Annotated in this window: 18 protein-coding genes and 4 tRNA genes; 7 read left to right on the top strand and 15 right to left on the bottom strand. The window is 53.5% G+C overall.

Features of this window, described 5'->3' with window-relative positions; translation table 11 throughout:
* The first annotated feature begins 34 nt into the window (after positions 1–34).
* On the top strand, positions 35–1,531 hold the full coding sequence (locus tag QW71_RS34590) for a response regulator (protein ID WP_039310185.1): 1,497 nt from the start codon (positions 35–37) through the stop codon (positions 1,529–1,531).
* Positions 1,532–1,545: 14 nt separating this feature from the next.
* Complete coding sequence (locus QW71_RS34585) at positions 1,546–2,298, top strand: spermidine synthase (RefSeq protein ID WP_039310182.1); 753 nt, start codon at positions 1,546–1,548, stop codon at positions 2,296–2,298.
* Between the two features lie 345 nt (positions 2,299–2,643).
* On the opposite strand, the gene QW71_RS34580 is transcribed toward QW71_RS34585, so the two are convergent.
* The 4 genes from QW71_RS34580 to QW71_RS34565 all read right to left on the bottom strand — a co-directional run bounded on the left by QW71_RS34580 (position 2,644) and on the right by QW71_RS34565 (position 9,063).
* Complete coding sequence (locus QW71_RS34580) at positions 2,644–2,838, bottom strand: DUF4177 domain-containing protein (RefSeq protein WP_039310179.1); 195 nt, start codon at positions 2,836–2,838, stop codon at positions 2,644–2,646.
* A 37-nt stretch (positions 2,839–2,875) separates the two neighbouring features.
* Positions 2,876–3,235, bottom strand: coding sequence for a DUF4440 domain-containing protein (locus tag QW71_RS34575; protein ID WP_039310176.1), 360 nt, complete (start codon positions 3,233–3,235; stop codon positions 2,876–2,878).
* A 397-nt stretch (positions 3,236–3,632) separates the two neighbouring features.
* The gene (locus QW71_RS34570; RefSeq protein WP_039310173.1) at positions 3,633–8,615 is read right to left on the bottom strand and encodes a DUF4132 domain-containing protein; all 4,983 of its coding nucleotides are present in this window, start codon (positions 8,613–8,615) and stop codon (positions 3,633–3,635) included.
* 28 nt (positions 8,616–8,643) lie between these two features.
* On the bottom strand, positions 8,644–9,063 hold the full coding sequence (locus tag QW71_RS34565) for a hypothetical protein (RefSeq protein ID WP_039310170.1): 420 nt from the start codon (positions 9,061–9,063) through the stop codon (positions 8,644–8,646).
* A 488-nt stretch (positions 9,064–9,551) separates the two neighbouring features.
* On the opposite strand from QW71_RS34565, the gene QW71_RS34555 reads away from it, so the two are divergent.
* Together QW71_RS34555 and QW71_RS34550 are read left to right on the top strand one after the other, a co-directional pair.
* Positions 9,552–10,304, top strand: coding sequence for a 3'-5' exonuclease (locus tag QW71_RS34555; protein ID WP_039310164.1), 753 nt, complete (start codon positions 9,552–9,554; stop codon positions 10,302–10,304).
* Positions 10,305–10,592: 288 nt separating this feature from the next.
* Positions 10,593–11,357, top strand: coding sequence for a MerR family transcriptional regulator (locus QW71_RS34550; protein WP_039310161.1), 765 nt, complete (start codon positions 10,593–10,595; stop codon positions 11,355–11,357).
* 84 nt (positions 11,358–11,441) lie between these two features.
* Here QW71_RS34550 and QW71_RS34545 read toward each other — a convergent pair whose 3' ends face one another.
* The 6 genes from QW71_RS34545 to rbsK form a co-directional block, all read right to left on the bottom strand.
* The gene (locus QW71_RS34545; RefSeq protein ID WP_047014135.1) at positions 11,442–12,008 is read right to left on the bottom strand and encodes a PepSY domain-containing protein; all 567 of its coding nucleotides are present in this window, start codon (positions 12,006–12,008) and stop codon (positions 11,442–11,444) included.
* A gap of 192 nt (positions 12,009–12,200) precedes the next feature.
* Positions 12,201–12,818, bottom strand: a complete 618-nt coding sequence (locus tag QW71_RS34540) for a PepSY domain-containing protein (RefSeq protein WP_052770548.1) — start codon at positions 12,816–12,818, stop codon at positions 12,201–12,203.
* Entirely contained in the window at positions 12,815–14,179 is a 1,365-nt protein-coding gene (locus QW71_RS34535) for a cell wall metabolism sensor histidine kinase WalK (protein WP_039310158.1), read from the bottom strand. The genes QW71_RS34540 and QW71_RS34535 overlap by 4 nt, the downstream gene beginning before the upstream one ends.
* Positions 14,176–14,868 carry a response regulator transcription factor gene (locus QW71_RS34530; RefSeq protein ID WP_039310155.1) on the bottom strand — a complete coding sequence of 231 codons (693 nt, stop codon included), beginning with the start codon at positions 14,866–14,868 and terminating at the stop codon, positions 14,176–14,178. The genes QW71_RS34535 and QW71_RS34530 overlap by 4 nt, the downstream gene beginning before the upstream one ends.
* Positions 14,869–15,645: 777 nt before the next feature.
* Positions 15,646–16,410, bottom strand: a complete 765-nt coding sequence (gene aroD / locus QW71_RS34525; protein WP_039310152.1) for a type I 3-dehydroquinate dehydratase — start codon at positions 16,408–16,410, stop codon at positions 15,646–15,648.
* Positions 16,411–16,736: 326 nt separating this feature from the next.
* Entirely contained in the window at positions 16,737–17,678 is a 942-nt protein-coding gene (rbsK, locus tag QW71_RS34520) for a ribokinase (RefSeq protein ID WP_039310150.1), read from the bottom strand.
* Positions 17,679–17,998: 320 nt separating this feature from the next.
* On the opposite strand from rbsK, the gene glgP reads away from it, so the two are divergent.
* From glgP to katA, 3 genes are all read left to right on the top strand, one after another.
* Positions 17,999–19,615: an alpha-glucan family phosphorylase gene (gene glgP, locus QW71_RS34515; RefSeq protein WP_039310148.1), complete on the top strand. Its 1,617-nt coding sequence runs from the start codon at positions 17,999–18,001 to the stop codon at positions 19,613–19,615.
* A gap of 399 nt (positions 19,616–20,014) precedes the next feature.
* Positions 20,015–20,539, top strand: a complete 525-nt coding sequence (locus QW71_RS34510; protein WP_039310145.1) for a discoidin domain-containing protein — start codon at positions 20,015–20,017, stop codon at positions 20,537–20,539.
* Between the two features lie 318 nt (positions 20,540–20,857).
* The gene (katA, locus tag QW71_RS34505) at positions 20,858–22,309 is read left to right on the top strand and encodes a catalase KatA (RefSeq protein ID WP_039310143.1); all 1,452 of its coding nucleotides are present in this window, start codon (positions 20,858–20,860) and stop codon (positions 22,307–22,309) included.
* 94 nt (positions 22,310–22,403) lie between these two features.
* On the opposite strand, the gene QW71_RS34500 is transcribed toward katA, so the two are convergent.
* The 5 genes from QW71_RS34500 to QW71_RS34480 form a co-directional block, all read right to left on the bottom strand.
* Positions 22,404–23,354 (bottom strand): YafY family protein, encoded by a 951-nt coding sequence (locus tag QW71_RS34500; protein ID WP_039310140.1) that lies wholly within the window; start codon positions 23,352–23,354, stop codon positions 22,404–22,406.
* 257 nt (positions 23,355–23,611) lie between these two features.
* Positions 23,612–23,682 (bottom strand) — tRNA-Gly (locus QW71_RS34495).
* A gap of 12 nt (positions 23,683–23,694) precedes the next feature.
* A tRNA-Pro gene (locus tag QW71_RS34490) sits at positions 23,695–23,768 on the bottom strand.
* Positions 23,769–23,786: 18 nt separating this feature from the next.
* Positions 23,787–23,860 (bottom strand) — tRNA-Gly (locus tag QW71_RS34485).
* A gap of 12 nt (positions 23,861–23,872) precedes the next feature.
* A tRNA-Pro gene (locus QW71_RS34480) sits at positions 23,873–23,946 on the bottom strand.
* Positions 23,947–24,145 lie beyond the last annotated feature (199 nt).

The raw sequence follows: 24,145 nt of genomic DNA, 5'->3' as shown, positions 1-24,145 counted from the left end.
TGCACATTATATCTTTTGAAAGGGGCTACCCGGCTTGCTGCGTATTGTAATCGTAGATGATGAAGTCCTGATCCGCGAGGGTCTGGCCCGGATGATCAGCAAGGAGAGCAGCGAATTCGCCGTCATCCGGACCTATCCTGACGGCAAACAGCTGCTGGACGAGCTTCCTTCTCTCCAGTTCGATGTCCTGATTACAGATATCCGCATGCCGCAGATTGGCGGGCTGGAGCTGATCCGGCTGCTCAAATCCAGTCACCCCCATATCCGTTCCCTGCTGATGAGCGGATTCGTTGAATTCGATTATGCCCGGGAAGCCATCCGCAGCTCGGCAGTGGATTATCTGCTGAAGCCGATTAACAAAGAGCAGCTCTTCGAAATACTCCATAATCTGGATAAGGAACGTACGCTGCTGCGCGAGAAGGAGGCGCGGCACCGTACCGGGATACTGCTCTCCATTCTGCGTATCGAAGAGCCTTCGGCATTGCTGCTCTCCAGCCTTAGCTTGCCTGGGGCTTATTTCTCCGTCTTCGTGCTAAAGGGGGATTCGCCCGTAGCCGTCTGTGCCTGTGCTGATTTGCTGCGGCAAGAGAGGAGCGATTGCTTCGATGTGCTGGAGCTGCGCCAGGGACTAGAAGCCTGGGTCTGGTACTCTGAGCAGCCGCTGACACCGGATCAACTGCTGGAGATACGGGAGTCTATGCAAGCTGCGGGGGCAGGCCACCGGCTCCATGTGGGCATAAGCCGGTCCTATGCCGATTCAGCCAAGCTTGGAGCTGCCTATCTGGAGGCCAGGCAGGGCTGTGACCGGGGGATTTATCAATCCCGGCCGCTGCATTATGTTACTATTGAAGAGCTGATCCTGCCGGATCAGGCAGGGTCTGAGCTTTTGGCGGCTTACCGTGAGCCACTGGTCCATGATTTGCAGATTCTGAATGTCGAAGGTGTTCTGTCATGGATTCATAAGCTGTTCTCGGAGCTTGCGCCCAGGACCGTGTATCCAGAAGAGATCCTCCGGATTTGCCGGGAGATCGGGGAGCTTGCCCGTCATGAAGTGCCGGAATTCAGCGGGGCCTACCGGAAGGGGATTACCGCGTCACTGGAGGAGCAGCTGGAGAAGTGTATGGCTTTTGCAGAGATGGAAGAACAGTTCGTTTCCTCCTTCGCCTCAGCCCTGAACAGCATCCGTACCCACCGGCTGGAGATGTCCGGCACGGCTGTAGAGACAATCAAGCGCTGGATCTCGGCCAACTACAATCAGCACGCAGATCTGAATACCCTTGCGGGGATGGTGTATCTTACGCCAAGCTATTTAAGCAAGCTGTTCAGGCAGGAGACCGGTCTCACGCTGACGGATTATATGATAGAGATCCGCATCCGTAAGGCCAAGCTGCTGCTGAAGAACGCCCCGGATCTCAAAATCCATGAAATCGGCTCCGAAGTCGGCTATCCCGACCCGGCCTATTTCAATAAATTGTTCAAAAAGGTTGTCGGTGTCACCCCGAACGAATATAAACGAATCTCATCTGTATAAGGAGTCTGATCCGCTTGCATCCATTGTCCCCTTCTACTACTGATACTAATGACTCTCAGGACATTGAGGTCTACGATACGACTGGCCTGTATGGCGAGACTGGACGGTTCCGGGTGCTGCAGTTCTCGGGTGAAGCGATTCAAGGCGCGCTGGATCTGGAGCATCCCCGCCGGGTCGTCTTTGAATATCCGCGGGCGATGATCCATCTAATGGAGGCGGGCGATCCTTATTTCGAGGATGTGTTCCTGATCGGGCACGGGATTGGAACGATTGCCGGGTATTTTGCGGAGAAGCGCTTTAAGGTCGCTGAGGTAAATGAGCAGGTTGTGGAATACAGCAGAACCCACTTTGGTTACAATCAGGACAATGTCCTGATCGGTGATGGCCGCAGCCTGCTGGAGAATGAAGCAGACCGGAGTTATGACTACATTCTGCTCGATGCCTTCACCGCTGCCGGAACGCCGGCGCATTTCACCTCGCTGGAGTTCTTCAGGCTTACCCGGGATAAGCTGCACGGACATGGCGCGATTATCATGAATCTGATGGGCCGCAGCGATAATGACCGGCTGATTGGTGCTATCCACTCGACGCTTAGCGAGGTGTATCCTTACACTAAGACCTTCGCCCTCCCGGCAGAAGGCACTGCAGATCTCAGCAATATTATTATGGTTGGCAGCAGCCGTCCGGTCACCTATCAGTCCCGCCACATGGCCGGATTCAGCGAAATCACGCCGGAGCTTGGACATGTGATCCGGGATCGCCGGTAGTTTGCCGCAGAGGAATCAGACCAAACAGGCAACACTTCCACTAGGGAGCATCTGCCTGTTTGCTTGCGGACTGAGCGGCCCTTATTTCTGCCAAAAGTTGTTTTTACGCAAGCTAACGGACACCAGCGCACTTATCTGCGGACTTTCACCCCAAATACGCCTGCTGGATTGATGATAAGGGCTGTACGGTCCGTTAACCGGCAAAATGTATCCTTTGAGGGAAGATAAGGGCTGTAGGGTCCGCATGGATCGGAAGGGTGATCTATCGAACCCCAAACCAAGCAGCTTGTGCTATGTATTGTTGAAATACCGATGCGCGTACCACTAGACCACATCTGAATAGACCTACTCCGTTTTCTTTTCAAAAATCAGCTCATAATATTCCGGAAATCCCACAGCCTGGGCGCTGGGCATGATAACAAACTGAACGAACCGCCATCCCTCCGCTGCATGCGTATGTATAATCTCCTGATAATTCTCCGTTAGCACTTGGATAAGTCCCGTATTCTTTTTAATTCGCACAAATTTGTATTCAAACATAGATCTTCCTCCTGTTGTAATTTTCTACTTAAGCATGTTAATCCTTCACCGGTGTCCCCTGATGAAAAAACATCTGCCAGCGTCCCTCGCGCAACCTCCAGACCGAGCTGCGCAGGCAGTGAATGCCGGAATCTTCATTGAAGGTCCGGTAGGTAGCTAGGACAGCCTCCTCAGACAACGTATGGAGTTCGAAGTTACTCAAGGTCATCCGTACCTCACATGCTCCCCCTTCGCCAACCTGATCCTGTTTCCGCCATACCCTGCCTGAACTTCCGAATTCAGTGTAATCATCTGCGATCAGCAGCGACACCGCTGCCGGATTGGTGCGCACCGGATTACTCAGCAGCTGCTCCTCGAGATCGCAGATATGGTCTGCCAGCAATTCTTTAGCTGTCACATCAATCCCCTCCTTTTTACATTTACTATTCTGAATGGTTACCGGAATATCCTCTCCAGACAGCAATAAGCCCGGTCCGTTCTGCAGGAGACGCAGCGCTAACCGGGATTCCGTAAGGGAAATATGAAGCCTATTCCAGCGACCGTTTCAGCCGGTATTCCTTGGGCGTAACGCCGCCTAGCCGCGGCCGAACCCTTGCCAATGCTGTTCCCGGCTTCTTTAGCCGCTTCTTCGGAGTTATCCGCGTTTTTTATATTATTTAATTTCCTATACAACAAAAAGCACCGGCGCCCTGAGTTTCAGCGCCGGTGCTTTTTGCATACCTGCTATAGGTTCTCTGCGGCTGAAGCATAGGCTCAGCCGTACGACTCACCCCATCCTGCTCAGACTCAGCTGCTTAAGCTTTCAGCTGCGCCAGAATCTCCGGGTCTTTAATCTTCGTATCCTCAGCCAGCAGCACGACCTTGGAGAGAATCTCCGCCGTGCGCGGATCTTCGTCCAGGAACGGCAGGAACAGCCGGCCGCGGTGCTGCGAATGGACCGGGATAATATGCAGCGCCCCGCTGGCCTGCTTATAGCTCATGCCGCTGCCCAGATGCACTGCATATTCGCCCAGCGTCCCGGTAATCCGGGCATAGCTTCCGTCCACGCGGACGTTCGCGATCTTCAGCAGACGCAGGGACTCACTGACGATAACCCGGCGCATCTCTATAGTCGTCAGGCTGGCCTCCGGATCAACGCCTCCCACATGCGCTACGCTCACTACCAGATCCACATCGCGCATCACCTCTGAGAACAGGCGGGGCGGCACCTCATCCAGCATAACGTTCTTATACGTAGTCCGGTCGAAGAACTCGACCGTCTCCAGCGTTGGCGCCTCCGTATCGGCCGGGGAGAACCAGTCCGCCATGGCATAGAGCCGTGCAATCAGATTCTCGCCATAGAATACCTTCTGCAGCCCTTCTTCATAGCTGACCGTCCACTGCCGCTCTCTCAGCAGTGCGACTGTCTTGCGCGGCTGCACCTGATGACCCGCATAGCGGCGGGATACGCCGCCATTCGCCAGTTCATCCGCATTCGGCAGATACAGCTCCCGGAAGATCTGCTTGAACGGCTGGCTAAGCTGCCGGTCGAACAGATCCTTCTGGTATAGGCTCCACTGCCCGCTGTGATACAGATCAAGCGGATGGGCGATGAATAGCTCATCTTTATCCGTAAGAGCAGCTTGCTCTCCTGATGGAGCCGCCAGCGCAGGAAGACCGGCCGCGAAGTAGCCCAGCGCGCTGCCGCTCTTCAGAACAAGACCGCGCAGCAGCGGCGCCAGAATAGGATTCCGGCTGAGCCCGGTAATCTCCTGCAGCGTGAAGCTGCTGCCTGATTCCATCGAGCGCTCCAGCTCCAGGCGCGCCCGGCGGAACTGGGCCGTCAGCTCGCTCCGCGTTTCCTTCAGCGCTTCGATATAGGCATCCTTCTTCAGGCGGGCAGGCACCGATTTCAGCACCTTGCCTTTGCTGGTAATGACAAGCTCGCTCTGACCCTGCTCATCAATGACCAGCTGGGCGAAGGTGTCGATATCCAGCGCATGAGGCTCGAAGTATGGCTTCAGCTCATCCAGCTTGCGGGCTTCGATATCCCACATCAGCCGGGTAACATCGGCATATCCGGCATTGCGGGCCAGATTGCCAAGGGCAATCCGTGCAGCCAGCCCCTCGCTCGCCCGCCGCTGCGCGCCGAATTTCTTGCTCTCCGCGAGGAAGCGCTGGATCAGCTCATAGCGCTCCCGGATATCCTGCTCCCGGTCCTTGCGGAGCGGAATCAGGCTGTAGCTGAGCAGATGGTCTTTGTTACGCTTTTGTTCCACAGACTGCTTCATTTCCTCCAGCTTCAGCTTGCCAAGGGTGGCATCAGCGAACAGCTGGGAGCGCCGGTGGTTCGCACCCGCAGAGATATACTTCGCAGAGTCATAGAGCAGATCGAACCGCTTCTGTCCAAGCGTCTGATAGGCCGACTGGAACCAGTTCATATCAAAAGCGCCGTCATTGAAGTCCTGCGGGGTGATCGGCGAGTAATGCGCCACCACCGTCTCCTTCTCCGCCGAGAAGCTCTCGTTGATATGGGCGTGGAAATACCACGCGGCACTGCGGATGCCGTCCCAATCCAGATAGCCGGAGATAATCTCAATCCACTGCGGTGCATACATTGCAGCCTCCAGCAGCCGCTTCTCCGTGATACCGGAATCCTTCAGCATCGTCCGCAGGAGCGCAGAGTCTTCACCCTCCCGGGGATGGCTGATCTTAAGCAGATGGCTGAACGATTCCTTCTTCGTGATACTGTCGCCGTAGCCGTACACATAGCCCCGGATGAAGGTCTCCTTGTCGAGACCTGCCAGAATACGGATGAAATACTCCATTCCCTGGGTCTGCTGCAGCCCCATTACCAGCGGGGTCACCTCGGTCGGCAGCTCCCCGCGGGCCAGCTCGATTTCCAGCAGACGGTCAATCAATACGGTGCGGATTCCGGCAACCCGCTCGCTGTCATCAATCCATTCCACATTCCTGCCGGTTAGAGTACGCATGTGATGACGGTTGTCATGGCCGGCAAGCAGCTCCTTGTACAATTCACCTTCGCCAATTAATCCCGCTTCGTAAGCCTTCAGATAATCATACAGCTCCAGCCTGGTGCCGGCATCCTCCGGATTCATCCGGTCGAATACATAGAAGGATCTGAACAGCTCCTTGAAATCCTCCGGCCCGTCCGCCCGGTCCCGCATCATTCTCAGCCATGGCTGGGCCAGCACATTCAGCAGCGCCGCCTCACTCTCCAGCTTATCCTCCGGCATCGCTGCCATCAGCGCATTCAGCGCCCCGGCGGCCAGGCTGAAGTTATCCAGTTTATCACTGTCTGCATAAAAGGCCCCGATCAGAGTCTTCACCTGATTGCCGTACCGCAGCCCTTCAAACAGCTCTGCTACATCCCTGATGGTCTGCAGCGGATATACCTGCTCCGTGAATTCCGCTCTCCAGCCCTCCAGCAGCTTATGCTTCTTCAGCTCACGGTAATCCATTGACCCTCTATAGTACCGGTAATAACGCTCCATCGTTCCCTCCAGATCATCCAGCTGGATGTAGAAGTTCAGCTCCAGCAGCATCTTTGGATTCCAGCCGCTCTGCCGGAGGTAGGCGGACCAGAGCTCATGGAGCGGATACTCCTCCAGTTGAGAAGCCGATTTGTCCCTGTCCTTAACCATAGTCCATTTCATTGTGCGCAGCACCGCACCGACCAGCAGCGTTTCCTTCTGGCCGGAATAATATTCGCTGACGTATTCCGTGTCCCGCTGCGCATGAATCTGCTCATCCAGCCCCTGCAGGAAGGTCTTGATCTCCTCCAGCGGCAGGGAGAACACCTCATGCCAGCTGAATGCTCCAGGCTGGGGTCCCTTGGTCAGCCACGGCTCTGTTTCGTCCGGATTGAACAATCCGAACCCGCTGGCCGCTGTATATTCATTCCTGCGGGCCAGCTTCGCAATTAACTCCCGTTCCTTCGCCGCAGGCTCGGCAATCGCCTCCACCTGTGGACGCACCGCCTCATACAGGCTGCTGCGCTGCTCATCCTCGAAGAGCACCGTCACCATCTCCAGCGCAGCCAGGCGCTGCAGGCTGTTCTTCTCCTGCAGCAGCCGCTGGATGCTGCCTTCAAGCGCCGAATCCGGCTGGCTGAGCAGCAGCCGGGTCACGTTCTGGCGCAGCGATCCGGTCTTCAGCTTCAACAGCGCCTCAGCCTGCACCAATTCTGCAGCGTCAAGTGTCCACTCCTTGGCCTGCTCCAGGGCCAGCTCACGGTTCTTCATGCTTTTATCGCCGAGACTGGCGAACACGAATTCACGCTGCACCGGATTCAGCGGGTCGCTAATGAAGCTGGCCAGCAGCTCACCGCGCAGATCCGGCGAGAACTCATCCTTGAGTGCAATCAGCTCGGCAATCCAGGCGCTGTCCATATCATACGCGGTCAGGTACAGCATTTTGCGCACCGGAAGCTCCGGGGTGTAGTTCACCTGGACGAAATCCAGCACTTTGGATTCCCCGGTTAATTCACGATGGGGAGTGCGCAGGAACATCGCTTTGAGGGCAGTGAAATCCCGCTCTCGTGCCGCCTTCTCCCCCAGCTGCGGTGAACGCTGCAGCTCCAGCTTGGGCCCGTTCTTGTCCGGTCTCCACAGCCTGCTGTAGCCGTAGCTATAGTTGCTTAGAACCCAGTATTGCAGCTCCAGGTCCTGCTCCTCCAGAGATTGCCGGGCGCTCTCCAGCCGGAGCTCGCTGTTCTGGCTGTTCGCCAGCACATACTGGGCCACAATCTTCTGATAGAGCTGCCCTCCGGCCATCAGAACCCCAATCCGTCCATAGAGATCCTCTTCCTCATGCACAGCTGTTGCCCACAGGCTCAGGTAGACATGATGGGCGTTCGCATCCTCCAGCCATGCTGCCCGCACCGCTTCATCCTGCAGAACCAGGTATGCGCCTTCAATCAGGCTCTTGGCCACCCGTTGATTCTGGGCTTCCAGCCCCATGCCCGTCCACACGCCCAGCGCGCGCACGACAGAACTGTAGCGGATGAAATCATTGTCCAGAATCAGCTTCAGCACGTACAGATTGTTATCCAGTGTTCCTTCATCCATCCGCTCCACCAGCGATTGGCGCAGACCCTCCTGCAGCTTGGCAGCCAGCAGCAGCTCGCCCAGCATAACCACAGCTTCCTTCCGGTGACTCATGAATACGCCCTTGATCACCTCGTAGCTCAGCACCGCTGCCTGGTTATCGCCGTAGACCATTTCCTTAAGGTCGTCCAGCATACCGCTGCTGTCCTCACGGTCCAGCTCATAGGCTATGACATCGCTTAAGACCAGCCTGAAGCGGTAACTCACATTGTAATCCGTATCGTTGTCCTTTTTGCGCAGATACTCTCCAAGGACGAAACCCTGCCGCTCCATGAAGATCAGGGAGCTCAGTTTGCTCAGAATTTGTGCGCTGTGCAGCTCAGGATTACGGGTACGGTACGGTCTGCGCACGTATCCCCTGCTGTACGGATACTCCGTACAATGCTCCACTATGTAGGTCATCACTTCTGCGGTATACGGGCTGAACAGCTTCCTGACAGCCGTCAGCAGCGGTTCATAGAATCCGTTATCTGTACCGCCTCCGGCCAGCTCCCTGAGCCGTTCCATGCACGCCTTGCTCTCCTCCTCCTGGCCGCCATAATAATTCAAACGGCTGAGTCCAATAACGACAGATGCAAGACCCGATGTTTCTTCATCCAGCCCTTTGGCCTTATTCTCCATCTCCGCATACCACTGTGCTTCCAGATCCTCAGTTTTACTTACCGCCATATCCTGTTCCCCCTTCTACCTAGTCTTCCTACCATAGTCTTCCGGCCAGCATAGTGAACCGGATGAATACCAGCTCACCCCCGTCCTGGATCTGCAGCGGCTCCTCTAATAGGGCACATTCCTGCTCCTGCAGGAACACCTTATATAATCCGTCCTCAAAAGCAAGCAGTGCAGCAGCAACCGCTTCACCGGTATCCGGCGGTTCATCATTATAAATGGTCGCGAAGCCAACCTTGCCGTTCTCTCCCTGTTCTTCGATTTCATTGCCTGTAAGATAAGGAATGATCTCTCCCCGCCCCTGCTTGTCCGCAAGTCCCTGCACCTGCAGGACTACGATCTCAGTAATCAGCTCCTGCAGTGTAGCAGGAGTCCCTTGCAGTACTAATTCCTGCCGGGCAAGCACCGGTTTGCGTTTGCCCAGGCTTTTGACAGTAACATACAGCCGCACATCTATCCCTCCTGTTTCTACAGACAAGCCTTACCGGAAAACAGGCCATCTTAGATTAATACCCAATTCCGGCCCCTCTGCCGCGCTTCGGCTAGATTTCACACGATGAAATTCGGAGCGGACTTCAACCCGGGCTTCATCCACGGCATCATTTATTAGGTTCATTTGGCTACTCAGCCGCATCCGCCGATTCCGCCCCGCCATCCCCCTGCAATCCGAACCAGCGCTCCAGTTCAGCGGAATTCTGCTCCAGCGTCCGGCTGCCATCTGCAGCCGATCCAATAGATTTGTCTGTTCATGTACATCCGCTCCTTTGTTCTCCGGCATTACCTGATACTGAGCTATTCGACACCGGATTGCCGCCGTTCCTGCATCAATCTGCCATTTCACCGCCGAATTCCCCACACAAGCACTTTTTTTGTTAAAATAGAAATGTCGGCGCAATTACGGGCAATCCAGCGCCAGTCACTGAAACGGAGGCATTACCTGTGGATTATATTATTCTGGACATCGAATTCAACGGCCGCAAATTTGCCAGTGAGCACCCTATGGAGGTCATTGAGATCGGAGCTGTCCGTCTAGACGCTTCATTGCAATATAAGGGCGAGTTTTCTGCCTTAATCAAACCCATATACTTCTCCACCCTCAATTCCTTCATCAAGAAAAAAACCGGCATCCCCCAAGAGGATATCGATGTCGCCGACCGGTTCCCGAAAGTGATAGCCGCCTTCAGAGCCTGGCTTGACCAGAGCACGGACGGCGTGCTGCTGCTGACCTGGGGCGGCGAGGATATGAAACGGATCATCCAGGACGTGCGGATGCACAAAATCGATGACGCCTACTGGATGGAAGCAACTTACTTCGATCTGCTCAAAGGCGTACTCCGCGCCCGCGGCCTAAGCAATGACATCAGCGTTGAAGGCGCTATGGCCCTGTTTGGCCTTGAGCCTTCCGGCTCTGCACACCGCGCGCTGGATGATGCCAAGATGACGGCCGATATTTTCCGTGCGGTCTTCAACGAGCTGGATTTCGGGCGCTCCCAGCACTATATCGACACCTTCTCCAACGCCAGAGAACGCAAGACCGTCAAGATCGCCATCAAAGCCATGACCTCCCAGAAGATCGTTCCCACCTGGGAGCTTGTAGCCGAGCATTACTTCCCTGCTGAAGATGCTCTGGCCGACCCCCGGAAGCTCGCGGAACTGCAGGCGTATTTCGCCGCCCAGGTCGGCAAGAAATAGACATCCCTCATGCTCCGCTTGGCAGCGGCAGTTTCCTAGCAGCAGCTACGGAGACTGCCGCTGTTTGCTGTTTGCTGTTTGCTGTTTGCTGTTTGCTGTTTGCTGTTTGAGATATTATCCGGTTATCTGGTTATCCGGCCAGCCCTCGGGTTATCCTAAAATTAGGATTTGACATTGCCGTTACGTGAAGGTGTACAGTAATTTTTGTAAGCAGCAGCTTACACGGCGGGGATGCTAGAGCACGTCCATGCTGTATACGCCAAGACAGAGTTGGAGGCTGAAATGACAATGGAGTACACTGTTCAGAAGCTGGGAGCGCTCGCGGGGATCAGCACGCGGACACTGCGGTATTACGATGAATTCGGGATTCTGAAGCCGGCCAGAATCAATTCCTCGGGATACCGCATCTACGGTCAGGCCGAGGTGGACCGGCTGCAGCAGATTCTCTTTTACCGGGAGCTGGGCTTAAGCCTCGAAGGGATCAGGGACATTGTCACATCACCTTCCTTCGATGGAGCCCGCGCATTGCGCGAGCACCATGACAAGCTGCTTCAGCGGAGACAACAACTGGACCAGCTGATCGCGAACGTCGAGCAGACACTTGCACACACCGAAGGGAGAATCACAATGAGCAATGATGAGAAATTCGCAGGCTTTAAGCAGAAGCTGATTGACGATAACGAGCAGAAGTACGGGCAGGAGATCCGGGAGAAGTACGGCGAAGACGCCGTAGAGAAGTCGAACCGCAAGCTGAAGAACATGACCGAGGAGCAGTATGCTGCCATCCAGCAGCTTGAAGCAGACATGTTCGCTTCGCTGGAGCAGGCGATGGAGGACGGAGATTCGGCAGGTGAGCTTGCGCAGAAGGCAGCTGACCTGCACCGCCAGTGGCTTAGCTTCTACTGGGATACCTACACCAAGGAAGCTCACGCTGGGGTAGCGCAAATGTATGTCGATGATGAACGCTTTACCGCCTATTACGACAAACGCCGTCCCGGACTGGCCGGGTTCCTGCGGGATGCTGTACATGTGTATACGGGAGCGAAGCAGTAATGTGATGTTCCCCAAAGAAAGAGGAGCCGTCAGATCCGGCTGCCTCTTTTTTATAATACTGTATCCAACATTAATGTCTATGGCTCAATCATCATCGTCGTCGGAGTCTACATCTGTGTACACAATCTTGGCTGTATACGCATCGACTCCCACTTCCGTCGAGACCCGTCCGTTTCTGATCTCCACCTCATACACGGCTCCGCCATTATCCCGGTCAAAATCAATTTCAGCTACCGTTCCCTTCACTGAGGCTGATGCTACTTCGGCTGCTTTGGCTGCTGTAATCAGCGTTCCGCTTGGTGCTGTAGCAGCAACTTCATAGTTATCATCGTCGTCATCTGTTTCTTTGCGCACGCTTATCACTTTACCCGTGTACGCATCTACCCGGACATCCATTTCCTGCTTAGTCTGCCGGATCTCGACATCGTAATACGTACCGCTGAGTTTCTTTTCCAGATCAATGCTCTCTACCTGTCCCGGTGCCGCCTTCAAGGCAATCTCTTCGGCTTTGCTTACACCGATCAGCGTTTTGCTCTGACTCTGCACCGATGCGGCTGCTGCCGCAGTACCGCCCTTAACCTCGCCGATACCGTAGGCACCTCCGAGAATCAATGCTGCTGCCGCTATACTGCTCCATACTTTTTTCTTCATCTTTGCCGCCTCCTAAGTTCAATCTGTGCTGCTCATGTAGTAACTATAACGGCCCAACATGAGAGGACAGCGGGAGGAACATTAGAATTTGATGAGAAAAATAACCCCACAAAGTGGAGTTATAGCTTCGATGTTTACTCAAGTACTTTGCGGGGGCCCCAAAACATATAAATTCTTGTCTTAGAAAAAGGCTCAGGAGTTATCTCCATCCGGTTCTTCCCACGTAACTGACATAATGCTGCCTGAGATGGCGTTCACCTGAACTACGGCTTCACGTCCGTCTGAAGTTTTAATCTCCACCAGATAAAATGCGCCTGAGTCATTGATTCCGGTGTCCACATCATCCGGTTCCCCCGCTACTTCCTGCAATGCCAGCCGGACCGCTTCGTCTTCTGAGACCACACGCTGCGCTGACGGGGACGGAACTGGTGACGGTGCAGCAGTTGCTCCGCCCGCAGGGGCTTGAGAGGCTGCGGGTGTAGGCTGAACAGTTGGCTCTGCTGCGCGCTTCAGCAATACTATGGAGAGGATCTCACCCGTGGCTCCATCCAGCTTCAGCTCATATAATCCCTGCGCAGTCTTCAGCTCCGCCACATATTTTCCGGACTGCAGCCTCAGACTCTCTAACGTTCCGGCATATTCCTTCAGCACTGCCTGTTCCGCCTGTTCCCTGGACAGCAGCTGTTCGGATTCATTACCGAATATCCACAGTGCAGCTAGTACCAGCACGAGGAGCACAGCCAAAATAATGACCGCCTTGTACAGAAGGCTCTTATTCACTCGTTTCGTATTCTCACGTTGCTTGTTCATTGTCCTCCCCTGCTCTCAGCGGCAATCCGGATCATCACCGAGGTTCCCAGACCTATAGTGCTATTCATGGACAGCTTGGCACCAATCGCGCCTGCAATCTCTGCTGCAAGCGACAGCCCCAGGCCTGCACCTCCGCCCTCGCGGCTTCTTGCCTCATCCACTCTGTAGAAACGGTCGAATATCTTAGGCAGCTCCTCCGGAGGAATCCCGATACCCCGGTCCGTAATGACTATAACCCGCTCCTGCCCGGAAGCTTCAAGGCTGACAGTTATCGCCTCATCACTGTATTTGCGGGCATTGTCCAGGAAGATGAACAGCAGCTGCCTCAGCTTCGCTTCATCGCTGTAGCCTTCAACCGGGCCCTTGGAGTGGACGGTTACTTCCCTCCCGTACGCATTATGAAAAACCCTGGCCGAAGCGCGGGCCAGCTCTTCCAAATCGATCATCTTCATCTCAAGATCCCAATGCTCATGATGCTTCGCCAGCAGCAGCAGCTGCTCGGTCAGCTCCTTCATCCGGACAGCTTCAGAATGAATGGCTTCAACCGATTCATTGAACAATTCGGGATGATCCAGCCCTCTGCGCTTCAGCAGACTGGCATAGCTCTCAATTACCGTCAGCGGTGTGCGCAGTTCATGTGAAGCATCCGAGACGAATTTCTCCTGCTTCACATGATTGCTCTCCAGGAGGGCAATCATCTCGTTGAACGTACGCCCCATCTCCACCAGCTCATCCCCGGAGGTCTCCTTCAGCGCAAGCCTGCGGAATTTCCCGCTGTTTTTGATCTCCCGCATGGTAACTGTCATTTGCACGATAGGTCGCATAATTAGCCCCGACAGCAACCGGCTGGACAGCAGCAGCGGCAGCAGTGCAACAAGCGTGGCTCCGGCAAGCACAATCCGCAGCACCCGCAGTGTACTCATGGTGCTCTCCAGACTTTTGGTCATCTGGACATTCATGACGTTCCCGTCCGTCCAGATGACCGGAGCACTCACGAATGCATAGGAGCGCCCGCCCGCCTGTAGAATTCCAGTGTGCTTCTCAGGATGATAGACCGGCTTCAGCCGGCTGATCTCCTGTTCGGAGGCTGAAGTGACAGGCGCAGGACCGCTCCCGTCCGGCGCGAGCAGCCGGAGCATCCCTTCAATCGGCACATAGGCCCGGAGCAGCTCCGGTGCCGCTACTCCGCTTCCCGCCCTTCTCATATCAGCAGCGACCCTGGCTGTCTCGGCAGCAGCCTGCTCCAGCTGGGTATCTGTCGACAACCGGCTGAACATCAGGTAAATGAACAGGTTCATGATGACAAGCAGTACAGCAAACAGCACACTGGAGTACAGATAGATTTTGCTCCGCAGCTTCATAGGGAGTCCTTCAGCACATAACCGATGCCCCGCACCGTATGGATCAGTTCTTCCTGATTATCCTGCGTAAGCTTTTTGCGGACATAACGGATATAGACATCCACGACATTCGTATCCCCGTAATAATCGTATCCCCAGACGGCTGTCATAATCTGCTCCCTGTTCAGCACCTGGCGCTTATTCTTCAGCAGGAACACCAGCAGATCGAACTCCCGCGGAGTCAGCTCAATCCTTCTGCCCGCCCGCATTACCTCACGTGTAGCTTCGTTCAGCTCAAGATCATCCGCTCTCAGCCAGGAGTCTGTTTCCGCTGTCTTACGTCCTGATGCCAGCCGCAGCGCAGCGCGGACACGCGCCAGCAGCTCCTCTATTTGAAAAGGCTTGGTAATATAGTCATTTGCCCCTAAATCCAGCCCCGATACCTTATCCTCTACCGAGCTTTTAGCCGTAAGCAGCAGCACAGGAGTATCGGCATCACTCGCCCGGATACGCCGCAGCAGCTCTATTCCGCTGAATCCGGGCAGCATTACATCCAGGAGCAGCAGATCCGGCTGCTGCTCCTGATACAGCTCAAGTCCCTGATGACCGCTGCCGGCAATGGATACGCGGTATCCCTCACACTCCAGCTCAATCTGCAGCAGACGGGCTATTCTCACCTCATCCTCAACAACCAGGATAGATTCTGTCATTGGCGTTCCGCCTTTCTGCCTGCATGCACGTGTATGCATGCTTATTCTTAATCCGGCTGCCTCCATTGTAGGGCATAGGCAGGCGCAGATTCAAACTCTGCGTCTGGCCAATGTCCCCTCGCTCCTCGTAATTCTCCAGTTTATTCTTAATAGTGTGAACTATACATCGTTACGGACAGCAGAGACGTTAAGCCTGTGGAAAGTACCTGAGTGCCATTCCTTACGGACACCATCGCCCTTATTCCGCCCGAAAAGTGGAGCTGGCCTATGAAAAGTGGGGGATAAGGGCTGTGGTGTCCGTAAACCCGTCAAATGGGCCTATTAGGAGTGGTTAAGGGCTGTGGTGTCCGTAAGGGGCAGATTGTGAGTGCCATTCCTTACGGACACCATCGCCCTTATTCCGCCCGAAAAGTGGAGCTGGCCTATGAAAAGTGGGGGATAAGGGCTGTGGTGTCCGTAAACCCGTCAAATGGGCCTATTAGGAGTGGTTAAGGGCTGTGGTGTCCGTAAGGGGCAGATTGGGCTTGTATTTGAACCCGGAGAGATGGCATAACCCCCTCTGATTCCGCCGAAAGTGGACGTTAGGGTGAAATTAAAGGGAACCCCCCTCTCCTTTCCTCATTCTGCCCGCCTGCCGCCAAATCCAATATTCCTCTCGTTCCCCTTCTATTGCCCACTTTCTCCGGATCAAACAAAAAGAGTGCTCCAGGCCGCTTAAGCGGCTCGGAAACACCCCATTCTCTTCTACTGCGTATGAACAGGCAATTGCAGCAGCAGTTATAAGCTGCGGTGCAGCAGCTCCAGCACACTTCGCAGCTCGGCAACCGCTACCTGCCCCGGTGCCGAAGGCTTATGCGCCGCCCCGAAGGTCAGCGCCGAGCCGAAGATTTCACCGGCAAGCCGGCTGATTACGCCTTCTCCGGCCATCGACATCGTAATGATCGGACGGTCCGCATACTGCTCCTGCATCTTGTTTGTCGCCGCCAGCAGGGTCAGCACATCCCCCGCACTCTGCGGCATCACAGCAATCTTCGGCAGATCTCCGCCAAGCTCCTGCGCTCTGCGCAGCCGGGAGACGATTTCATCCTGTGACGGCGTGCCATGGAAATCATGATTCGATATAATCACGAATACCGCATTGTCATGCGCTGTGGCAATCAGCCCGCGGACCTCCTGTTCCTCGTTAAACAACTCCACATCCACAATATCAACGTATCCGCTCTCCACAGCAGCTTTGTTGAGCCGGAAGTAATATTCTGTGGAGATTTCCTTCTCCCCGCCCTCTTTGGCGCTGCGGAACGTGAAGATCAGCGGGATCTCCGGCAGAATCTGCTGGATTTCCTCCAGGAGCCCCGTTACCACTGCGATATCCTCCACCTGGCCGAAGTAATCACTCCGCCACTCCACCACATCCGGAGCCAGAGCCTTAAGTGCCTCCGCCTCTTCCCGAAGCTCGGATAACGTTGTTCCGACCAGCGGAACACAGATTTTGGGCATCCCCTCCCCAAGGGTTACATTCTTAACGGTTACTGTACCGCTCATCGTTTCAGCTCCTTATGTATCAGGCTAAGCCTGTGAATTAACCGCCCGGCTCGCTTATCCGCAGCATTCTGTATCTGGTTAGACAATCCTGCACAGAATACAACAATCCCCGCAATATATTAACCAGAATCCGGAATTGTTGTATAAAAGGCAATATTCTCCCCTTACCAAGCAGAATAAAGAAACAATTCTTGTATTTCATACAACAATCCGTCCGGACAACGCGGTATTTATGGATTCAAGTTGCAATACCTGCAACATTTTTGCCTTATACAGAATGAACTTACGAATCTCAAAGGACCGTTTACACGATCCTTACGCTAAATCTACTGTGCGCCCGGCTCGGCATCAGCAGCTTCCTGCAGGAACTGCTTCACCTCTTGTAATCTTGGCAGCGAAGGGATCGCTCCCGCTTTGCCAACCGCCAGTGCACCGACCGCATTCGCGAATCTGACCGCTTCATCCAGCGTTTTCCCGCGAGTAAGCTGCCAGGCCAGCGCCCCGTTGAAGGAGTCGCCCGCCGCCACTGTATCTACAGCTTGTACCGGGAACCCGGGAACATGCAGGCTGCCGGCGGCATTCACAATCAGCGCCCCTTTGGAGCCCAGTGTGACAATAATATGCTGAACCCCTTTTTGTAGCAAAATCCGTGCCGCACGCTCCGCATCATCCACACTCTCTACCGAAATACCGGCCAGAATGCCCGCCTCTGTTTCATTCGGAGTCAGGTAAGTCACATGATGAAGCAATTCATCTCCGAGCGGCTGAGCCGGTGCCGGGTTGAGGATCACCGGAATTCCATGGCGGGAAGCAACGGCAGCCGCAGCCTCTACCATAGTCAGATCCGTCTCCAGCTGCATGACGACAATTCCGGCTTGGCGGATAACCGGTTCAAGTGCTTCAATATCGGCCGGCTTCATCTCAACATTCGCACCGGGGACCACGATAATCCGGTTCTCGCCTTCTCCGTCCACCACAATGGAGGCGACTCCTGTAGCCTGTGACTCACTCTGCGTGATATATCCGGTGTGAACCTGCTCCTGTGTCATAACCTCCAGCAGTCCGCTGCCAAAAGAGTCCTGGCCCACTCTGCCGATCATTGTTACCTCCGCGCCAAGTCTGGCTGCAGCAACGGCCTGATTGGCACCTTTCCCGCCGGGGGACAATGCGAACTCCTGGCCAAACAGCGTCTCGCCCGCTTCCGGAGCCCGTTTCGCGCGTACTACCATATCCATATTCAGACTTCCAATTACGACTATACTCAACATGAACACCACCACTTGGTTTATTTCCATTGTTTCTTCGCCATTAAGGCTACCTTCTCCATGGAAGGGACGGCACCGGCGTTACTGGTTGTTATCCTCTTATCTTATGGCCTTCAGCCAGGTTAATCAAATTTTTATGAATGGAAGCTTTGGCAGCTTTTTTTCATCAAAACTTCGCTGTGCTTTTTAAAGACAAATATGCTAGAATAGGTGTGCAATCGCTTCCAGAGCCTAGCATATTCTTTTGAGCAAACGTTTGCATCTTAGATAAAGCCTGCAGCTTGGCCAATAATAATCTAAATCATATTTAGGAGGCTTATCAAGTGAACGAGAACCAACTGCCGTCAGTAGCTTATTTCAGCATGGAGTACGGGCTCCATTCAGACTTCAAAATGTACGCCGGAGGCCTGGGCATTCTGGCCGGAGATTACATCAAAGGTGCCAAGGATATAGGCGCTCCTGTCATCCCCATCGGACTCAAATGGAAACAAGGCTACACGGACCAGAAAATTGATGCAAACGGCAATCCGTACGACTCCTACCATAATTATGTGTATGAGTTCCTTGAAGATACAGGCGTCAAGGTTACGGTAAAAGTCAGAAAAACCGATGTCGTCTGCAAAGTGTGGAAAACAGAGCATTTCGGCAACAGCCCGCTTTATCTGCTGGACACCGATATTCCCGAGAACAGTGATGCCTGGATCACAGGCCAGCTGTATGGCTGGTTCGGGGAAGAACGCATTGCCCAGGAGATTGTCCTGGGGATCGGCGGCGTCAAAGCCATGCGTGCTCTGGGAATTCCGATTGATGTCTATCACTTCAACGAGGGGCATGCGGCCCTTGCTGCAATTGAGCTGATCCGTGAGAAGATGTCCGGCGGCAGTACTTTTGAGGAAGCCTGGAAAGCTACACGGGAAGAGGTTGTGTTCACTACACATACACCGATCAAGGAAGGTAATGAGACCCATCCGCTCGACCGTCTGGAGTACATGGGTGCATTTAACGGCTTAACCCGCGCGCAGATGGAACGGATCGGCGGAGAACCGTTCAACATGACGGTGGCCGGCCTGCGCCTGTCCCGTATCTCGAACGCCGTTGCCCAGCTCCATGCCGATACCGCCAATAAAATGTGGAAGGAGGTCGCCGGCCGGTCCGAGATCATCGGCATTACTAATGCAATTCATACGCCTACCTGGGTGGATGAACGGATGACGCGTGCTTTTGAAGAAGGCGGCGACCTGTGGGCTGTGCATAAGGAGATCAAGCAGGAGCTGATCGGCTTCATCGAGGAACGCTCCGGGATTGCCCTGAATGCCGACAACCTGCTCATCGGCTTCTCCCGCCGCGCCGCTCCCTACAAACGCAGCGACCTGATCTTCTCCCAGCCCGAGGTGATTGAGCCTTACCTGGAGAGCGGCCGAATTCAGATTGTCTTCTCCGGCAAAGCGCATCCGCTGGATGATAACGGCAAGAGAATCGTCAGCAACCTCGTAGCCATGATGAAAAAATATCCGAAAAGCGTAGTTTTCCTGGAAAACTACGATATGACCATCGGGGCCCAGCTCACCCGCGGCTCCGATATCTGGCTGAACAATCCGCGCAGACCGCTGGAAGCCAGCGGAACCTCCGGCATGAAGGCCGCCATGAACGGCGTCCTCAACTGCTCTATCCTCGACGGCTGGTGGCCGGAAGCCTGCATCGACGGTGAGAATGGCTGGCAAATTGGTGACGGCTTCGAGACTACGGACTTCGCGGTGCTTGACCAGCACGACAGCGATGCCCTGTACGATACACTCCTGAACCGTGTTCTGCCGACCTTCTATGAGAACAAGGACAAGTGGGTACAGATGATGCACCGCAGCATTGAGACCACCCGCACCGAGTTCGCCACCAAACGCATGCTGGATGAATACTATAACCGGATGTACATCAAAGACTGATTGGCGTCCGCAGTTCTGTAGCTTCCTCCTATATGCCCTTTCTTCGTTCCCTCCTGCCCGCTTCAGCGGGCGGGAATTTTCAGGTTCCACGAGCTTTCATTTAATATTTTTTACCTTTAATAACGTTAATCATCTTCAATCATCTTCATTTAACCTGCTTTCCAGCAGAATTCCGGGTAAATATCCTACTCTTGGTGAAACCAGTTTCTCAAACTAATTTTTTTTGGCTGCTTGTCCAATTCCGACAATATTTTCAGTTCACTTGGGTTACATTGATAGTGTGCAACAAACGTTTGCACAATAAGGTACGCGATGAGCGGCTAGAAGTTCCCGGGAGTTTATTTAGGCCAAACACGCACAAGTGAAGCAGGTAAAACCACTACAAAGGGAGATGGGCAAATGCAATTGCAACGAATGGGCAGCTTCAAAAAAGTAGGTATCGGCTTGGGGACTCTGCTTATGGCTTCTGCGATCAGTTTAACCGGAGCCAGTGCTGCCGGCAATCTTGTTCCAGTGATGACCTCCAACACAAGTCCGGCGGGTACCGCCTCCGCCAGCAGCGAATGGGCATTCCATGAAGCCTACAAAGCTTTTGACCATGATTACAGCACCTATTACTCCACTTCCAGCGGCAGTTCAGGATATCTGCAATACAGCTTTGGCACTTCCAAAAAAGTCCGCAGCTATAGGCTTACCACCTCATCCCAGCCTCAGGCGAATGTGCCAAAAACCTGGACCCTACAGGGCTCCAGTAACGGTAGCAGCTGGGTCGTTCTGAGCAGCCAGTCTGGCCTTTATTATCCGGGTTCCTCTTACTACTTCAACCTCTCTTCTACAGGTGACTATACCAGCTACAGGCTGGTCATTACCGCCAACAACGGCGCTTATTCCACTTCTGTAGGCGAGCTGGAACTGTACGAATAATTAACGCTCACATGCGCTTATCAGATACAGGCCGCATTCCTGACTGATGGCAGCAATAGAGACCCTCTTACGCCTAACGTAGAGGGTTTTTGACGATTTCACCTTACTTCTTCATATTCATGCCTCCCTCTTCCCTGCCCTCCAATACTTTCAGATATATTCCTGCCCAGAGGCAGTCCGCCCTATCATGATCACAACTTCTTCCGCATATTGTTAATTATAATGATTATAAAAAAGGATTGATTTTATTTAATTTTTTGTTATTATAAAACTTATACTTAATCTAAAATCAAATCCTAATACGAGGTGACTGTATTCATGAGTGAGAGCAATAACAAACTAACGACAAGCTGGGGTGCCCCGGTAGGTGACAACCAGAATTCTATGACAGCCGGTTCCCGCGGACCCACTTTGCTGCAGGATGTTCATCTGCTGGAGAAATTAGCCCATTTTAACCGGGAACGTGTTCCTGAGCGTGTCGTCCATGCCAAAGGTGCCGGTGCCCATGGTTATTTTGAAGTCACCAAGGATCTCTCCCAATATACGAAAGCTGCCTTCTTATCTGAAGTCGGTAAGCGCACACCAATGTTCATCCGCTTCTCTACCGTAGCCGGGGAGCTGGGTTCTGCCGATACCGTGCGTGATCCGCGTGGCTTTGCCGTGAAATTCTACACCGAAGAAGGCAACTACGACCTCGTCGGCAACAATACACCTGTCTTTTTCATCCGTGATGCGATCAAATTCCCGGACTTTATCCATACCCAGAAACGCCACCCGCAGACGCATCTGAAGAACCCGAACGCTGTGTGGGATTTCTGGTCGCTCTCCCCTGAATCCCTGCACCAGGTTACCATTCTGATGTCTGACCGCGGCATACCGGCCACCCTCCGTCATATGCACGGCTTCGGCAGCCATACGTTCAAGTGGGTGAATGCAGAAGGCGCGGCAGTATGGGTGAAATACCATTTCAAAACAGAGCAGGGCGTCAAGAATCTCGATGTTAATCTGGCTGCGCAGATTGCCGGTGATAACCCGGATTATCATACAGAGGACTTGTTCAATGCGATCGACAAAGGGGATTTCCCCGCCTGGAGACTGCATGTGCAGATCATGCCTGTAGAGGATGCTGACACCTACCGTTTCGACCCGTTTGATGTCACCAAGGTATGGTCCCAGAAGGATTACCCGCTGATTGAGGTGGGCCGCATGGTGCTGGACCGCAATCCGGAGAACTACTTCGCTGAAGTGGAGCAGGCTACCTTCTCTCCGGGATCATTTGTGCCAGGGATAGAAGCCTCTCCTGATAAAATGCTCCAGGGCCGCCTCTTCGCCTACGGCGACGCCCACCGCTACCGGGTAGGAGCGAATCACAACCACCTGCCGGTTAACCGGCCCATCGCCGAGGTGAACAATAATCAGCGGGATGGCGCGCTGAATCACACCAATAACGGCGGAGGCTCCGTGTATTACGAGCCTAACAGCTTCGGCGGGGCAACCGAGTCGCCGCAGGATAAACCGGCCGCTTTTGCAGTCTCCGGCCAAGCAGACAGTGTCCCTTATGATCACAACGATCATTACACCCAGCCGGGTGATCTCTATCGTCTGCTGAATGAAGAGGAGCGTGCCCGGCTCGTACGCAATATTGTAGGAGCGATGACTCCAGTCGAGTCGGATGAGATCAAGCTTCGCCAGATTGGCCATTTCTACAAAGCCGATCCGGAATTTGGCCGGCGTATCGCGGACGGATTGGGACTGGTGGTACCGGAGTAACTCTACTTGCACCATTCAGCGCCAAGAAACCCCTGACTTCATAAGTCAGGGGTTTCTTGGGATCATCGTATTTGCATTTTTCTATGTATATTCCCTAATGATACACATTCATCCACTGCTCCAGCTGCTGCTTCAGTCCCTGTCTCGCGGATACCGGCTCAAGAATCTCGGCGTTAGGGCCATATTGCAGAATCCACTTAATAAATTCCTTGTCGTTATTGACAGTGACTTCAAACAGCAGACTTCCGTCTTCTTCGTCGGTCATCCGCGGGTGCACGAACAATTCCTCTTCTTTGATATAACGCGCTACCTCCGAATGAAACCGCACTTTGAAGGTCGTATTCTTATTGCCCCGGTCAATCGACCAGGTATTTTTCAGATACTGTTTAATATTAAAATCCCCTTTGTCGAAGGGTGTATCCGTCACCTCTACCTGCTGAAAACGGCTGATGCGAAACGTCCGGATCGCCCTCTTCAGGTGGCAATAGCCAATCAGATAGAATCTCTGGTCACGCGGAATCAAATAATAAGGATCAATCTCCCGCTGCGTTGTCTCGTTCCGCAATTGCGAGTGATATACCGTACGAATCCGCCGTTGCTCCATAATCGCCCCGATCAGCGGCTGCAGGAAATTCCGGCTCTCCTTGCGGTAAGCAGGCTTGCCCATTTGAATAATATCTGAAATATTCTCAAGCATTCCATTCTGTTTGGATTTCTCCTTCAGATGTGTGCCCATGACTTTGTCAAAGGCAGATAGAAAACCCGGGGGGATTTTGCCGGGAGCCAGCACGGAGGGCAGCAGAGAGAAGGCCATCGCCTCCTGCTCGGAGAAATCCAGCGGGTATAAGAAGAATTTCCCCATAAACTTATACCCCGTTCCTCTCCCCTCATTCATCACCGGTGCAAAATGACTGATCACATCCAGGTCCCTATAAATCGTTCTAATATTCACCTCGCACCGGAATGCCAGATCCGCAGCCGTAATCCCGGGATTCGACTGGATGGCGTTAATGATCTTGAAGATCCGTATTACTTTGTCTGTCATAATAAATGCTCCTCAACTTCCAAGTAAATAGTGCCTGTAATTCCATAGTTCTAATATAACAGGTCTATATAAACATGGCTGTCTGCAAAATATAGCATTACCAGCGCATAGAGCGGCCACCAGCATATACTATGTATTTTTAGTAAGCAATACTTCCGCCCCATGCTAAAAAAACACAACAGCATCAACCTGTCGTGTCCCTAGAATAAAACAAACAAAAACCCTTGAATATCAAGGGTTTCTATAACTATTATTTAAGCGGGTGATGGGAATCGAACCCACGCTATCAGCTTGGAAGGCTGAAGTTCTACCATTGAACTACACCCGCAAAGGTGAAATATCGGGATGACACGATTTGAACATGCGACCCCCTGGTCCCAAACCAGGTGCTCTACCAAGCTGAGCTACATCCCGAAACTATGAAATTTAATATGGAGCGGGTGATGGGAATCGAACCCACGCTATCAGCTTGGAAGGCTGAAGTTCTACCATTGAACTACACCCGCAAAGGTGAAATATCGGGATGACACGATTTGAACATGCGACCCCCTGGTCCCAAACCAGGTGCTCTACCAAGCTGAGCTACATCCCGTTAATATAAAAGCTATACTGCAAAGTAATAATGGCGCGCCCTGAGAGATGCGGATGCTATGCATCCGATTGCGAAGTTGTGTTATCGAAGCTTATGCTCCAACGAACTCGTTCGAATCTGAGGACACTTTGAGTATTCAGGAAGTAATAATGGCGCGCCCTGAGAGATTCGAACTCCCGGCCTTTTGATTCGTAGTCAA

Source organism: Paenibacillus sp. IHB B 3415, assembly GCF_000802655.2.
Lineage (GTDB): Bacteria > Bacillota > Bacilli > Paenibacillales > Paenibacillaceae > Paenibacillus_AQ > Paenibacillus_AQ phytohabitans.
The sequence above is the reverse complement of the archived record's forward strand: the minus strand, read 5'-3'. Positions and strand labels throughout refer to the sequence as shown.

What these genes read in the sequence shown, in the direction of transcription:
- QW71_RS34580 (WP_039310179.1), bottom strand. Translation starts at nt 2,838, where the DNA reads ATGTTTGAATACAAATTTGTGCGAATTAAAAAGAATACGGGACTTATC.
- QW71_RS34570 (WP_039310173.1), bottom strand. Translation starts at nt 8,615, where the DNA reads ATGGCGGTAAGTAAAACTGAGGATCTGGAAGCACAGTGGTATGCGGAG.
- QW71_RS34550 (WP_039310161.1), top strand. Translation starts at nt 10,593, where the DNA reads ATGGAGTACACTGTTCAGAAGCTGGGAGCGCTCGCGGGGATCAGCACG.
- QW71_RS34545 (WP_047014135.1), bottom strand. Translation starts at nt 12,008, where the DNA reads ATGAAGAAAAAAGTATGGAGCAGTATAGCGGCAGCAGCATTGATTCTC.
- QW71_RS34540 (WP_052770548.1), bottom strand. Translation starts at nt 12,818, where the DNA reads ATGAACAAGCAACGTGAGAATACGAAACGAGTGAATAAGAGCCTTCTG.
- QW71_RS34535 (WP_039310158.1), bottom strand. Translation starts at nt 14,179, where the DNA reads ATGAAGCTGCGGAGCAAAATCTATCTGTACTCCAGTGTGCTGTTTGCT.
- QW71_RS34530 (WP_039310155.1), bottom strand. Translation starts at nt 14,868, where the DNA reads ATGACAGAATCTATCCTGGTTGTTGAGGATGAGGTGAGAATAGCCCGT.
- aroD (WP_039310152.1), bottom strand. Translation starts at nt 16,410, where the DNA reads ATGAGCGGTACAGTAACCGTTAAGAATGTAACCCTTGGGGAGGGGATG.
- rbsK (WP_039310150.1), bottom strand. Translation starts at nt 17,678, where the DNA reads ATGTTGAGTATAGTCGTAATTGGAAGTCTGAATATGGATATGGTAGTA.
- QW71_RS34510 (WP_039310145.1), top strand. Translation starts at nt 20,015, where the DNA reads ATGCAATTGCAACGAATGGGCAGCTTCAAAAAAGTAGGTATCGGCTTG.
- katA (WP_039310143.1), top strand. Translation starts at nt 20,858, where the DNA reads ATGAGTGAGAGCAATAACAAACTAACGACAAGCTGGGGTGCCCCGGTA.
- QW71_RS34500 (WP_039310140.1), bottom strand. Translation starts at nt 23,354, where the DNA reads ATGACAGACAAAGTAATACGGATCTTCAAGATCATTAACGCCATCCAG.